This window comes from Amycolatopsis vastitatis (assembly GCF_002234595.1).
Lineage (GTDB): Bacteria > Actinomycetota > Actinomycetes > Mycobacteriales > Pseudonocardiaceae > Amycolatopsis > Amycolatopsis vastitatis.
On sequence record NZ_NMUL01000028.1, the window covers coordinates 34,908 to 48,966 of the forward strand.

Below are 14,059 nucleotides of genomic sequence, written 5' to 3' on the forward strand. Positions count from 1 at the left end.
CGAATCAAGATTTCAACACACAGTTGACCTCTTCAACAACGAGTTGTACCGTTCCGGCCAGCCGAACAGTGGAGGCCTGAAATGACTCTTTCTCGTGCCGTGCAAGCGGGAGTGTTGCTCGCGAGCGTCGCCGTGCTGGTGACGGCTTGTGGTGGCGGTCCGGACGGCGCGGGCGGGACGTCGCAGGCCGCCGGCGCGCCCGCGTCGGGCATCCCGGACACCGCGGCCATCGTCCAGGGCGTGCAGAAGGACACCCAGCTCAACGCGGCCCTGCCGGACAACGTCAAGCAGGCGGGCCTGCACCTGGCCTCGAACCTGCAGTCCGCGCCCAACAACTTCTACGCCGCCGACGGCAAGACCCCGATCGGCTACGAGGTCGACCTCGCCAAGGCGATCGCCGCCAAGCTCGGCGTCCCCGTCACCCACCAGGACATGGCGTTCGGCTCGCTCATCACCAGCCTCCAGTCCGGCCGCATCGACCTGACCATGGCCGGGATGAACGACACGAAGGCGCGCCAGGCCCAGATCGACTTCGTCGACTACTTCACCTCGGGCATCACGATCATGATCCGCAAGGGCAACCCGGACGGCATCACCGGACCGGACACGCTCTGCGGCAAGAACGTCGCCGTCGTGCAGGGCACCAGCCACCAGAAGTTCGCCGCCGAGCAGAGCACCAAGTGCACGCAGGCCGGCAAGCCCGCCGTCAACGTCACCGCGACCGACAGCGACAACCAGAACCAGAACCAGCTGCGCACCGGCCGCGTGCAGGCGATCCTCAACGACCTCCCCAGCGCCGTCTACATCTCGCGGACGGCCGGTGACGGCAAGTTCTTCGAGGTCGTCCCCGGTGAGCCGATCGACGGCGGCCCGTACGGCATCGGCGTAAACAAGGCCAACACTGCGCTGCGGGACTCGGTGCAGAAGGCGCTGCAGGCCCTGATCGCCGACGGCACCTACGGCAAGATCCTGCAGGCCTGGGGCGTCGAGCAGGGCGCCATCGAAAAGGCGGCCATCAATGGCGGCTCCTGAGCCACTTCCCATCGTCCGGCTGAGGCACTGGGGCCGCTGGGTCGCCGCCGCGATCATCATCGCGCTGCTCGTCCTGCTGGGCATCGCCCTGGGCAACGCCCAGATCGAGTGGAACCAGGTCCCCGGCTTCGTCTTCTACCGCATCATGGCGACGGGCCTGCTCAACACGGTCATCCTCGCCGTGCTGTCCCAGGCCGTCGCGATCGTGCTCGGCATCGTCATCGCCCTGCTGCGCCGCAGCGCCAACCCGGTCGCCCGGTGGTTCGCCGCCGGCTACATCTGGATCTTCCGCGGCTTGCCCGTGCTGCTGCAGATCCTGCTCTGGTACAACCTGGCGCTCGTCTTCCCGGTGATCGACATCCCGTTTCTCGTCCACGAGCAGACGAACGTGCTGATCAGCGCGTTCACCGCGGCCTTCCTGGGCCTGGCGCTCAACGAAAGCGCGTACATGGCCGAGATCGTCCGTGCGGGACTGAACAGTGTCGACAGTGGACAGACCGAGGCGGCGAAGTCGATCGGCATGACGCCGGCGGCGACGCTGCGCCGGGTCGTGCTGCCGCAGGCCATGCGCGTGATCATCCCGCCCACCGGCAACGACTTCATCAACATGCTCAAGGGCACGTCGATGGCGTCGGTGATCGGCGTGACCGAGCTGATCCACGCGGCCAACAACATCTCGTCCAACAACCTGCTGGTCATGGAGACGCTGCTGGCCGCGGCCGTCTGGTACATGGTCGTGGTGACCGTCGCCGGCGTCGGCCAGCACTACCTGGAACGCTCGTTCGGTCAAGCCGATCGCGGGCCGCTGGCCCGCGCGGGCAAGGCGTTGCGCGGCGTGCCGCTGGTGAGGAGCGCCCGTGTCTGAGCCACTGCTGCGCGCCGTCGGCGTTCGGAAGTCTTACGGTCACACGGAAGTCCTCGGCGGGATCGACCTCGAAGTCCACAAGGGACAGGTCGTCTGCCTGCTCGGCCCGTCAGGCGCGGGGAAGAGCACGTTCCTGCGCTGCATCAACCACCTGGAGACGATCGACGCCGGCCAGATCTGGGTCGACGGCGAGCCGATCGGCTTCCGGCAACGCGGCGGGAAGCTGTACGAGCTGCGCGAACGCGACGTCGCCCGCCAGCGCCGTGACATCGGGATGGTGTTCCAGCGGTTCAACCTCTTCGCGCACCGGACGGCCCTGGAAAACGTCGTCGAAGGGCCGATCCGGGTCTTGGGCCTCAAACCGGACGAAGCCCGCAAGCAAGGACTGGCGCTGCTCGACCGCGTCGGCCTCGCGCACCGCGCCAACGCCTACCCGGCGCAGCTGTCCGGCGGGCAGCAGCAGCGCGTCGCGATCGCCCGGTCGCTGGCGATGAAGCCGAAGCTGATGCTGTTCGACGAGCCGACGTCCGCGCTCGACCCGGAGCTGGTCGGCGAGGTCCTCGAGGTCATGAGTACGTTGGCAGGGGAGGGGATGACGATGGTCGTCGTGACGCACGAGATGAGCTTCGCCGCGGAGGCCGCCGACGAGGTGGTGTTCCTGGCCGACGGCGCCGTCGTCGAGACCGGCCCGCCCGCCGAAGTATTGAGCGCGCCGAAGCACGAACGCACCCGGCAGTTCCTGGCGAGGATCCTCGCGTGACGCGGATTTCGCCCCGGTACCTGCTCCAGTTCGACGAGCCCGCCGGCTACCTCGACTTCGCCCGCTTCGGCCCGCCGTCGCACGCGGTCCTCGACACGACGGCCGCGCTGCTCCACCGGGCCACCACGGCCGGTCCGTCCACTGTGGACGAGCTGATGCGGCAGGAGGTCCGGGCCAAGGCCGCCGCGGCCCGGCTGTCCGGTTCGGACACCGACCACACCGTGCTGCTCCCGCACACCAGCCTCGGCCTCTTCCAGGCCGCGTTCCACAGCACCGGCGAGGTCCTGGTGTCGGCGGCGGAGTTCCCGGCCAACACCTACCCGTGGGCCAGGGCCGAGCAGGCCGGGCGCCTGCGTGTCCGGCGCCTGACCAGCGGTTACGTGACACCTGAGCGGGTGGCGGAGGCGTTGACGCCGGAGATCACCACGGTCAGCGTCAGCGCCGTCGACTTCCGCACCGGCTACCGGGCCGACCTGGCGGCGTTGCGCGAGGTCGTCGGTGACCGGCTGCTGGTCGTCGACGGGATCCAGGGCTTCGGCGTCGTCGATGAGCCATGGGAGGTCGCCGACGTCCTGGTCGCCGGCGGCCAGAAGTGGCTGCGCGCGGGCTGGGGGACCGGCTTCGCCGTGCTGTCCGACCGCGCTCTGGACCGGATGGATCCCGTGCTCTCGGGCTGGACCGGCGCGCGCGACCCCGGCCTGTTCGACGACGAGATCCACCCGCCGGACGCCACCGCCCAGTCCTGGTCGCTCTCCAACCTCAGCCCCATCACGTCCGGCGCCTTCGCCGAGGCACTGGAACTGGTCGAGGAGGCCGGGGTCGGCGCCATCGCGGCGCGGATCGCCGAGCGCCTCGGCGCGTTCGAAGAGGTGCTGGCCGCCTGTGGCGCGGAGGTCGTCTCGGCGGTGGACCGCCGGGCCGGGATCCTGGCGTTCACCCTGCCCGGCCACCCCGCCGAGCAGGTCGGCGCGGCGTTGACGAACGCGGGGATCGCGGCGACCGTGCGGCCCGAGCACGTCCGGCTCTCGCCGCACGCGTCGACCGCCGAGACGACTTGCGCGGAGCTGCTCCGGGAAGCGCTGGAAACGTTGACCGCGCCCCGGGAGCCGCTGGTCGTCCCGGCCGCGGGGGCGACGACGCACGAGGTGCTCACGGCGCTGGTCCCGGCGATCCCGGGGCTGGCCGCGATGCTCGGACCGGGCAACGAGGTGCTGCTGCACGACCTGAGCCGGCTGCCGGATTCGATCGTCGCCATCGCGGGCGACCTGACCGGCCGCAGCGTCGGCGGGCCGATGACCGACCTGCTGCTCGGCCTGGTCCGCCGCGGCACCACCCAGGACCTGACGAACTACCGCACGCACGGCCCCGACGGCCGCCCGATCCGCTCGTCGACGCTGTTCCTGCGGGACGCCGACGGGGTGGCGGTCGGCTGCCTGTGCGTCAACAGCGTCGACGCGGCCGCGCCCGCGGGCGGCAACGGGGAGCCGGAGACTTTCCCACCGGACGTCGACAGCCTGCAACGGTTCCTCGTCGACCGGGCGGTCGCGAAGGCGGGGATTCCGGTGGACCTGATGAAGAAACGGCACAAGGCCGCTGTGGTGCGGGAACTCGACGAGGCCGGTTATTTCCTCATCAAGGACGCGGTCGACCACCTGGCCGGGCGGCTCGACGTCACCCGGTACACGATCTACAACTACCTCAACGAAATCCGCGCCTGACGCTGCCCGAACGGACCTTGCCCGTGCGGCCGTTCGGGCGCACGATGGCGCACATGAGTGAACCGGACACGCACCGGGCCCTGGTGCGGCTCGAAGCGGACGGCGAGGCGGACGCCGAAGAGTTCGACCTGCTCGCCCGGCGGCTGCGTGCCGAGCTGGGCGGGCTGGACGTCGACCTGCTGCCGGTCCCGGGCGAGCTTCCGGCGGGAGCGAAGGCCGCGGACCCGGTGACGATCGGCTCGCTCATGGTGGCGTTCAGCGCGGCGGGCGGGGTGTTCCCGGGGCTCGTCGAGACCCTGCGCGAATGGCTCGGCAGGCAGGGCGGCAAGCACAAGATCAAGGTGACCATCGACGGCGACACCGTCGAACTGGAACGGGCGACCTCGGCCGAGCGGCAGCAGCTGATCGAGGCCTTCGTCCACCGGCATGGCTAGCCGGCACGCACTGCTGATCGCGACGGAGTCGGACACCGACCCGGCGCTGCGCCGCTTGACCGCCCCGGGCGCCGACGCGCGGGAGCTGGCCGCGGTGCTGAGTGACCCGTCGGTGGCGGGGTTCGAAGTGACGACGCTGATCGACGAGCCGCACCACGTGGTGGGGGAGGCGATCGGGGAGTTCTACCGCGGCCGCCGTCGCGACGAGCTGACGTTGCTGTACTTCACCGGCCACGGCGTCAAGGACGACGACGGGAGCCTCTACCTGGCGATGGCCAACACGCGCCGGCACAGCCTGATGTTCACGGCGCTGGCGGCGGAGCTGGTCGACCGCGCGATGGCCGGCTGCGCGTCCCGGCAGAAGGTGCTGGTGCTGGACTGCTGTTACAGCGGGGCGTTCCCCGCGGGAAAGCTGGCGAAGGCGGGCACGGACGTGCACACGCTGGAGCGGTTCCAGGGACGCGGGCGCGCGGTGCTGACGGCCTCGGACGCGACGCAGTACTCGTTCGAAGGCGAGGCGGTGGTGGGCTCGGCGGCGCGTTCGGTGTTCACGCGTCACCTGGTGGCGGGCCTGCGGGACGGCAGCGCCGACCTGGACGGCGACGGCGACGTCACGGTGGACGAGCTGTACAGCTACGTCCACGAGCGGGTGGTGGCGGAGATGCCCCGCCAGCGGCCGAAGCACCAGTCCGATGTGGAGGGTCGGATCGTGCTGGCCCGCAATCCCCGGTGGACGTTGCCGGAGTACCTCCGGCACGGACTGGCGAGCCCGATCGCCGACGACCGGCTGACGGCACTGGAAGGACTGCGGCGGCTGCACCGGGTGGGAAACGACCTGGTGCGGGAGCGAACGGCGGCGGAGATCAGACGCCTGGTGGACGACGACAGCCGACGGGTCTCGGCAGCCGCGGAGGCCTGGGCGGCGGAGACCGACAGCGCGACCGCCGAGCCGGTGGAGATGGGCGGGCCGGTGCCGGTGCCGGTGGCTGAGGCGCAGGAGCCCGTGCCGGTGGAGGCCGGAGAGCGCGTGCCGGTCGCGGCGGCCGGGCCGGTGTCAGTGGAGGCGGACGAGTCGGTGCCGGTGGACACGGACCGGCCGGTACCGGCCGGTGAGGCGGAAGCCCCGGTCGAACCGGATCCGTCTGCGTCGGCTCGCGCGCCCGCGGTCGCAGCGGCCCCCGTGGTCAAGCCGCGCCCGCCCGTGGCTCGCGGCGGCCCCAAGGTGGCTGCTCCCGCCTCTGCCAGGCCGGGTCCGCCGGGGCGAGTTCTCCCGGACGTGACCGGGCAAACGCCGTTTTTCCTGACCGCGGAGGGCAATTTCCTGATCGCGGGGCTTCTGCTCGTCTTGGCTGTCATCGTGCTCGGGGTGACCCGGGGTCAGGCGGTCGCCGGCCTCATGGTGCCGATCTCGCTGATCTTCTGGTTCTTCGTCGGCAAAGGGGTCTTCCGCTTGCGCCGGCAGCGGAAGTGACCGGTTTCCACCTTTCGTAGGGCATTCCGGTCCACCACGCCGGTTTGCCGTCCCCGCGAAGTCCGCGCGGGGCTAGGGTTCACCCCGCTCGATGCCGAGCCGAAAGGGGAGAAAACAGTGAGACGTGCCGTTCTCGCCGCGGTGGCCGCCGCCGCGGTGGCGTCCGCGCTCGTGGCCGCGCCGGCCGCGACCGCGGCGCCCGCACCGGCTGCCGGGACGATCGCCTGGGGGCCGTGCACCAACCCCACGCTGGTCGCCGCCGGCGCCGAATGCGGGTACCTCGGGGTTCCGCTCGACTACCGCAAGCCGGCCGGTGAGCAGGTCCAGCTCGCCGTCAGCCGCGTCAAGCACAAGGTCCCGGACGCGCAGTACCAGGGCGTCATGCTGACCAACCCGGGCGGCCCCGGCGGCTCCGGGCTGCTGCTGGCCACCCGCGGCCCGCGCGTGCCCAACCACGCCGGTGACGCCTACGACTGGGTCGGCTTCGACCCGCGCGGCGTCGGGGACAGCAAGCCCGCGCTGAGCTGCGACCCGAACTACATGGACTACAACCGGCCGCAGTACGTGCCGTTCACCCCGCAGCTGGAGCGGACCTGGCTCGACCGGTCCAAGGGCTACGCCGAGGCGTGCGCGAAGAACAACCCGCGCGCCCTGCTGGAGAACATGAAGACGACCGACACGGTCAAGGACATGGACTCCATCCGCCAGGCGCTGGGCCAGAAGCAGCTGAACTTCTACGGCTACTCCTACGGCACCTACCTCGGCCAGGTCTACGGCACGCTGTTCCCGCGGAACGTGCGCCGGATGGTCCTCGACTCGACGGTCGACCCGCGTGGCGTCTGGTACGGCGACAACCTCAACCAGGACGTCGCCTTCGACAAGAACATCCTGATCTGGTTCGGCTGGGTCGCCCAGCACGACGACGTCTACCACCTCGGCAAGACGCAGGCCGCGGTGCAGCGCGTGGTCAACGAGCAGCTGCTCAAGGCGTCCTTCAACCCGGCCGGCGGCGTGATCGGGCCGGACGAGATCATCGACGTCATCCAGCAGGCGAGCTACTACCAGCTGCGGTGGACGCTGCTGGGCGACGCGCTCTCCCGGTTCGTCAACAAGGGTGACTGGCAGAACTGGAAGACGCTGTTCGAGGCCTTCGGCGGCCGCGGCGACGACAACGGCTACGCCGTGTACCTCGCCGTGCAGTGCACCGACGTCCAGTGGCCGCAGAGCTGGAACCAGTGGAGGCGCGACAACTGGCAGACCTTCGCCAAGGCGCCGTACTTCACCTGGCAGAACGCGTGGTTCAACGCGCCCTGCCTGTACTGGCCGGCGAAGGCGGGCAAGCCGACGAAGGTCGACGGCCGGGGCGTGCAGAGCGTCCTGATGATCGACGAGACGCTCGACGCGGCCACGCCGTACGAAGGCAGCCTCGAGGTCCGCAGCCGCTTCCCGGGCGCCTCGCTGATCGCGGAGCCCGGCGGTACCAGCCACGCGATCACCCCGCGCGGCAACGCGTGCGTCGACAACAAGATCGCCGACTACCTGGCGACGGGCGCGCTGCCGGCCCGCAAGCCGGGCCGCACGGCCGACGTCGAGTGCGCGCCGCTGCCACAGCCGACGCCCCCGGCGCCGACGGCGGCCGCGGCCCACGCGGACACCCAGGGCCTCGCCTCCGGCCGGTTCGCCGGCTGACCTGCGGAAACCCGCTCAGAGCGGGGTGTCGGGCACCAGCCCGGCACCCCGTTTCGCGTCTGGTCACCTCAAGCGCCCCAATGTGGCGTTCGGTGCGTCCAACGCACCGAACGCCACATTGGGTGCTCCTCCCATGCCCCCACCACCGCCCTCAGCGGAGGCGCTTCGCGCCGCAGAGTCATTCAGCGCAACCAACGCCACATTGGGGCGCTTCGTGCTCTCCGACACCGTGGGCTTTGAATCCAAGCGAGGTTTGTGTTACAAAGTTCCCCAGCGACTTTGCGATGCAAAGTCCACGAACGGAAGGGAGGCGCCATGACTGGGGGACCGGCGTTCGCGCTCCACGGCCTGACCAAGCGGTTCGGTCGCGTCACGGCGGTCGGCGGCGTGTCCGTCGAGGTCGCGCCCGGCGAGGTCGTCGCGCTGCTCGGGCCGAACGGCGCGGGCAAGTCGACCACCGTCGACATGCTGCTCGGCCTGACCGAGCCGGACGCGGGGGAGATCACCGTCGCCGGCGGCACCCCGCGCGAAGCCGTCGACCGGGGGATCGTCGGCGCGATGATGCAGAACGGCGCGCTGCTGCCGGACGTCACGGTCGGCGAAATCGTCGGCCTGGTCGTTTCGACGCACGCCCACCCGCTGCCCGCGAGCGAGGTGATCGCCCGCGCGGGCCTCGGGCACCTCGTGAAACGCCGCTGCGGCAAGCTTTCCGGCGGCGAACGGCAGCGCGTCCGGTTCGCCCTCGCCTTGGCAGGCGACCCCCAGCTGCTCGTGCTCGACGAGCCCACCGCCGCGATGGACGTCGACGGCAGGCGGGCATTCTGGGCGTCGATCCGCGAGTTCGCCGCCGCCGGCCGGACGGTCCTGTTCGCGACGCACTACCTCGCCGAAGCCGAGGACTACGCCGACCGCGTCGTGCTGATGCGGCACGGCGCCGTCGTCGCCGACGGCCCGGTCGCCGAGGTGCGGGCCGCCGTGTCCGGGCGGGTGCTCAAGGCCCTCGTGGCCGGCGCCACCGAGGCGGACCTCGCGCGGCTGCCCGGCGTCACGTCCGTGCAACTGCGGGGCGGCCGCGCCGAACTCGCCTGCGCCGACTCCGACGCCGCGATCCGCGCGCTGCTCGTGCAGTACCCGCAGGCCGAAGACATCGAAATCACCGCGCTCGGCCTCGAAGAGGCGTTCCTGGCGCTGACCGCCGAGGAGGCAGCCGCGTGAACACCACCTACCTGAGCCTGGAGATCAAGCGGATCCTCCGCAGTCCCCAGTTCACGATCTTCACCATCGGCATGCCGGTGGCGATGTACCTGCTGTTCGGCTCCATCTGGGGTGACGCGATCATGCCCGATGGCCTGCGGTCGAGCACGCAGACGATGATCGGCATGGCAGCGTACGGCGCCAGCGGCGGTGCGCTGTTCACCGGCACCCGGGTGGCGCAGGAACGCACCGACGGCTGGCAGCGGCAGCTGAGGCTCACGCCGATGCGCGGCCCCGGCTACCTGGTCGTCAAGGTCGCCTCGGCGATGGCCGTCGCCCTGCCGGTGCTGCTGGCGATCTTCTTCGTCGGCTTCCTGCGTGGCGAGCCGCTCACCATGGCCGAGTGGGGCAGGCAGCTGGTCCTCCTGTGGGCGGCCACGCTCCCGTTCGCCGTCCTCGGCCTGGCCATCGGCCTGTTCGGAAAGGGGGACACGGTCGGCGCGGTCACCGGTGCGCTGATGATGCCGCTCAGCATCCTCGGCGGGCTGTTGATCCCGCTGGAGATCCTGCCCGGCTGGATGTCGACGCTGGCGCACTTCGTGCCCACCTACTGGCTGCGCCGGGTCGGCCTCGACCCGCTGACCCACACCTCCGGGACGTGGGTCGCGGCGATCGTGCTGGCCGGCTGGCTGGTCGTCCCGGCGCTGATCGTGGTGCGCCGGTTCCGGCTGGACACGGCCCGTCTGTGAATGCGTGTTAACTTCCGTGCAGCTATGAGGGGTCTGCACGGGAGGAGGGCGAAGAAGGTGGACGACGAACCGTTGTCGGCGGAGGAGTCGCTGAACCTGATCGCCCAGCAGAACCGGCGGACCCGCCGGGAACTGGGCGGGGGCCCGGCGCGGATGCTCGCCGCGTGGGCCCTCGCCTGGATCGTCGGCTGGGGCTTCACCTACGTCACGACCCTGCCCGGCGTGGGCGTGCCCGGCTGGGTCGCCGGCGGCATCGTCGTCCCGGTGCTGTTCCTCGGCGCCGTCGCCTACTCCACCTACACCAGCATCCGCACCGGCCGGGGGATCCGCGGGCCGTCCCGCACGGTGGGCGCGATGTACGGCTACGGCTGGGCGCTCTCCTCGATCGGGCTGATGGTCGTCGACATCCGGATCACGCAGTTCCAGGCGCTGTCGAACGACCAGGTGTCGCTGCTGTGGACCGGCACGTGGCTGCTGCTGACCGGCGTGATGTACCTGGCGGGCGGCATGGTGTGGCAGGACAAGCTGATGTACGGCCTCGGCGCGTGGATGATCGTGTCGGCCGCGCTGAGCGTGCTGATCGGGTACCCCGCGAACTTCCTCGTGCTCACCGTCTGCGGCGGTGGTGGGTTCCTCCTGGGCGCGGTCGTCTACTTCGTGCGCGAGAAGACCGGTCGATGAGCGAACTGCCGCAGCTGGACCCCGTCATCCACGCCCAGGCGCGGCTGCGGGTCACCGTCGCGCTCGCCGGGCTGCGCACCGGCGACCAGATCACGTTCCCGCGGCTGCAGCAGCTCCTGGACATGACGGCCGGCAACCTCTCGACGCACCTGCGCAAGCTCGAGGACGCCGAGTACGTCGAGATCACCAAGGCCTACGAGCACCGCACGCCGGTCACCCTGGTCCGGCTGACCGCGGCCGGCCGGGCCGCGTTCGAGAGCTACACCAAGGCGCTCCACCAGCTGCTGGACGCCACCGGCGGGGACTGACGTGGCCCGCTGGGTGATCCACCTCGACCTGGACGCCTTCTACGCCTCGGCCGAGCAGCTCACCCGCCCGACGCTGGCCGGGCGCCCGGTGCTCGTCGGCGGGCTCGGGCCCCGCGGCGTCGTCGCCGGCGCGAGCTACGAATCCCGGGTGTTCGGCATCCGCTCGGCGATGCCGATGTCCCAGGCGCGGCGGCTGCTCCCGGCGAACGGCGTGATCGTGCCGCCGCGGTTCCGCGTTTACGAGCGGCTCAGCCAGGAGGTCTTCGCCGTCGTCACGGCGGTCGCGCCGGTGCTGGAGAAGATCTCCCTCGACGAGGCCTTCGCCGAACCGCCTTCGTTGACCGGTGCTTCCTTCGAGGCGGTGACGTCGTTCTGCGCGGAGCTGCGGGCCCGGATCCGCGAGGAGACCGGCCTGGTGGCGTCGATCGGCGCGGGCAACGGCAAGCAGATCGCGAAGATCGCCTCCGACGAGGCCAAACCGGACGGGCTGCTGGTCGTGCCGCAGGGCACCGAACGGGAGTTCCTCGCGCCGCTGCCGGTGCGTGCGCTGTGGGGGATCGGCCCGGTCGCCGAGAGCAAGCTGCGGTTCATCGGCGTCCAGACGCTCGGGCAGCTGGCGGCACTGTCCGAACAGGACGCCGTCGCCACGCTCGGCGGCGTCGTGGGCCGCGACCTGCGACAGCTCGCCACCGGCGCCGACGACCGCCCGGTGGCGGGCCGCGCCGAGACCAAGCAGGTCAGCGCGGAAACGACGTTCGACACCGACATCATCGACCTGGCGACCCTGAAGACGGAGGTGCGGCGCATCGCCGCCGGGGCGCACCAGCGGCTGCTCAAGGCCGGGCGCGTCGCCCGGACGGTGGTGATCAAGCTGCGGCACACCGACATGCACACGGTGACCCGCTCCGAGACGATCTCCGCCCCGACCGACGACCTGGCCGAGCTGGCCGCGACCGCCGAGCGCCTGCTGCTCGACCCCGCGGAGTTCGGCGGCATCCGGCTGGCGGGTGTCGCCTACAGCGGACTTTCGGTACCGCACCAGGACGCGCTGTTCAGCCTGGCCGCCCCTTCGGTGCCCTCGACGGTGGTCTCCGCGGCCCCGGCCACCGCGCCACCCCCGTCGACGTGGCGGCAGGGCGACGACGTCGTGCACGAGGAGTTCGGCACCGGCTGGGTCCAGGGCGCGGGCCACGGCCGCGTGACGGTCCGGTTCGAGACCCGCACGAGCGGGCCCGGCGTGGCGAGGACGTTCGAGCAGGCGGACCCGGCCCTGCGCCGCGGCGACCCCGGCGACTGCCTGAGCTGAGCACCGGCCCGCCGGATGTGACATTCTGGGAAGCCGTGTCGCCGAGGGGGTGGTCCGTGTCGTGGGAAGCGGCCGAGCTGGTCCGGTGCGCACGGGCGGTGATCTTCGACTGCGACGACACCGTGCTCGCCACCGCCAGGACCCGCTGGCGGCTGCTGATCAGGACCGCCCGGACGTTCGGCGTCACGCTCACCCCCGAGACCATCGTCGCGGCGTGGGGACTCCCGTTCGACCGGTTCGTCGCCGCGATCGTGCCGTCGATCGACCCGGGCGCCTTCGTCCGGCGCTACCGGCTCGCGATGCGCGTGAACCACCCCCGGACCACGAAGGGCGCGCCCGAACTGCTCGCGCGGCTGGCCGCCCGGGGGACGCGGATGGAGATCCTCACCTCCAGCAGCCGCGCGCTGATCACGCAGGACCTGGACGCCGTGGGCCTCACGCGGTACTTCGCGTGGATCCACGGCCACGAGGAAACCCCGTTCCACAAACCGGATCCGCGGGCGCTCGACGTCGTCGTCGAGCACCTGGCCCGTGCCGGTTACGCGCGTGGGGAACTGGTGTACATCGGGGACAGCGTCCGCGACTTCCGCGTGGCGTCGGCCCGGTCGGTGCCGTTCGTGGCGGTGCTCAGCGGCATCGAGCCGGCGGCCGACTTCGTGGCGGCGGGCCTGAGCACCGAGTGGATCGTCGCCGACCTGACGCAGCTGCTGACGGACTGAGGGGGCTTCCCGCGCGGGAAGCCCCCTTCCGGCTCAGGAGGCCGAGCAGCCCTGGAGCTTCGCCACCTGCTGACCCGCGAGCAGGAACGCGCCCACGCCGTAGGCCGCGGTGTCCGTCTGCTTCGCCGTGGCCGGGCGGTCGCCGACCGGCTGGACGTAGCCGACCAGGCCGCTCGGCTGCAGAGCCTTCGTTGACAGCGCCGTCCACGCCTTGTCGACCACCGGGCGGAACCGGGCGGCGTCGAGGATGCCCGCGTTGATGCCCCAGCCGATGCCGAAGGTGAAGAACGCCGTGCCGCTGGTCTCCGGGCCACCGTGGTCCCACGGGTTCAGCAGGTCGGAGTTCCAGAAGCCGTCACGGCGCTGGACCAGAGCCAGCGTCGACGCCATCTTCTTGAACACGCGCAGGTACTCCGGCCGCCGCGGATCGTCCGCCGGGAGGACCTGCAGGACCTTCGTCAGCGCCGCCAGGGCCCAGCCGTTGCCGCGCGACCAGAACACGCCCGTGCCCTTGAACCGCGCGTCGCGGTACCACAGGCCGGTGAACTCGTTGAACAGCTTGTGCTCGGAGTAGGAGAAAAGCTGCTGCATGGCGTCCAAATAGGACGGATCGTGGTCGATCAGGCTCATCCGGGCGAACGACGGCATCGCCATGTTCAGCGCGTCGACGTAGTTCCAGTAGTCGCGGTGTCCCGCCTGCACCGAAGCCACTTCGTCCTTGATTCGCGTGCGGATCGATTCCAGGGAGATCTCGGGGTGGAAGTAGGTGTACAGGTCGAGGTACGCCTCGCCGGCCGCCTGGTTGTCGGGGAAGAACGGCCGTTTCGGGTCGGTGGGCAGCTGGTAGTTGTTCGCCTGCGCCCAGGGGAGCGTCTTGTGGTTGGACTGGCCGGTGGTCCGGACCAGGGCGAGGTTGCCGACGTGGAACGTGGCGTTCTGCCAGTCCGGCGCGGCGAGGTTCGTCCCGTTGGCGACCCAGTAGTTGCCCGCGGCCACCATCTCGTCCGAGACAGCGCATCCGGCCGGTGCCGCGACCGCCACCGTCGCCGGCACCAGCCCGCTCGCCAAGGCCGCGGCCGCGAGCACGCCGAAACCACGAATTCCCGGGAAACGCATGAAAGCGTCCTCCTCAG

14 protein-coding genes are annotated in these 14,059 nt (G+C 71.0%); 13 read left to right on the forward strand and 1 reads right to left on the reverse strand.

Annotation, left to right across the window (positions count from 1 at the left end; all coding sequences use genetic code 11):
* The first annotated feature begins 81 nt into the window (after positions 1 to 81).
* From CF165_RS26385 to CF165_RS26445, 13 genes are all read left to right on the forward strand, one after another.
* On the forward strand, positions 82 to 1,032 hold the full coding sequence (locus tag CF165_RS26385; protein ID WP_093950264.1) for an ABC transporter substrate-binding protein: 951 nt from the start codon (positions 82 to 84) through the stop codon (positions 1,030 to 1,032).
* A complete protein-coding gene (locus CF165_RS26390) occupies positions 1,019 to 1,897 on the forward strand; it encodes an amino acid ABC transporter permease (protein WP_093950265.1) in 879 nt (292 codons plus the stop codon). The genes CF165_RS26385 and CF165_RS26390 overlap by 14 nt, the downstream gene beginning before the upstream one ends.
* Positions 1,890 to 2,657, forward strand: coding sequence for an amino acid ABC transporter ATP-binding protein (locus tag CF165_RS26395; RefSeq protein WP_093950266.1), 768 nt, complete (start codon positions 1,890 to 1,892; stop codon positions 2,655 to 2,657). The genes CF165_RS26390 and CF165_RS26395 overlap by 8 nt, the downstream gene beginning before the upstream one ends.
* Positions 2,654 to 4,375, forward strand: coding sequence for an aminotransferase class V-fold PLP-dependent enzyme (locus CF165_RS26400; RefSeq protein ID WP_093950267.1), 1,722 nt, complete (start codon positions 2,654 to 2,656; stop codon positions 4,373 to 4,375). The genes CF165_RS26395 and CF165_RS26400 overlap by 4 nt, the downstream gene beginning before the upstream one ends.
* Positions 4,376 to 4,428: 53 nt before the next feature.
* Complete coding sequence (locus CF165_RS26405) at positions 4,429 to 4,809, forward strand: effector-associated constant component EACC1 (protein ID WP_093950342.1); 381 nt, start codon at positions 4,429 to 4,431, stop codon at positions 4,807 to 4,809.
* A complete protein-coding gene (locus CF165_RS26410; protein ID WP_093950268.1) occupies positions 4,802 to 6,280 on the forward strand; it encodes a caspase family protein in 1,479 nt (492 codons plus the stop codon). Before CF165_RS26405 ends, CF165_RS26410 begins: the two co-directional genes overlap by 8 nt.
* 141 nt (positions 6,281 to 6,421) lie before the next feature.
* Positions 6,422 to 7,969, forward strand: a complete 1,548-nt coding sequence (locus CF165_RS26415; RefSeq protein ID WP_093950269.1) for an alpha/beta hydrolase — start codon at positions 6,422 to 6,424, stop codon at positions 7,967 to 7,969.
* Between the two features lie 315 nt (positions 7,970 to 8,284).
* Complete coding sequence (locus CF165_RS26420) at positions 8,285 to 9,184, forward strand: ABC transporter ATP-binding protein (RefSeq protein WP_093950270.1); 900 nt, start codon at positions 8,285 to 8,287, stop codon at positions 9,182 to 9,184.
* Positions 9,181 to 9,912 (forward strand): ABC transporter permease, encoded by a 732-nt coding sequence (locus CF165_RS26425; RefSeq protein WP_093950271.1) that lies wholly within the window; start codon positions 9,181 to 9,183, stop codon positions 9,910 to 9,912. The genes CF165_RS26420 and CF165_RS26425 overlap by 4 nt, the downstream gene beginning before the upstream one ends.
* A gap of 57 nt (positions 9,913 to 9,969) precedes the next feature.
* Complete coding sequence (locus tag CF165_RS26430; RefSeq protein WP_093950272.1) at positions 9,970 to 10,593, forward strand: hypothetical protein; 624 nt, start codon at positions 9,970 to 9,972, stop codon at positions 10,591 to 10,593.
* Positions 10,590 to 10,901 carry a transcriptional regulator gene (locus tag CF165_RS26435; protein ID WP_086856427.1) on the forward strand — a complete coding sequence of 104 codons (312 nt, stop codon included), beginning with the start codon at positions 10,590 to 10,592 and terminating at the stop codon, positions 10,899 to 10,901. Before CF165_RS26430 ends, CF165_RS26435 begins: the two co-directional genes overlap by 4 nt.
* Before the next feature lies 1 nt (position 10,902).
* On the forward strand, positions 10,903 to 12,207 hold the full coding sequence (locus CF165_RS26440; RefSeq protein ID WP_093950273.1) for a DNA polymerase IV: 1,305 nt from the start codon (positions 10,903 to 10,905) through the stop codon (positions 12,205 to 12,207).
* Between the two features lie 56 nt (positions 12,208 to 12,263).
* Positions 12,264 to 12,926, forward strand: a complete 663-nt coding sequence (locus tag CF165_RS26445) for an HAD family hydrolase (RefSeq protein ID WP_158226832.1) — start codon at positions 12,264 to 12,266, stop codon at positions 12,924 to 12,926.
* A gap of 33 nt (positions 12,927 to 12,959) precedes the next feature.
* Here CF165_RS26445 and CF165_RS26450 read toward each other — a convergent pair whose 3' ends face one another.
* Entirely contained in the window at positions 12,960 to 14,042 is a 1,083-nt protein-coding gene (locus CF165_RS26450; protein WP_093950274.1) for a glycoside hydrolase family 88 protein, read from the reverse strand.
* Positions 14,043 to 14,059: the final 17 nt, after the last annotated feature.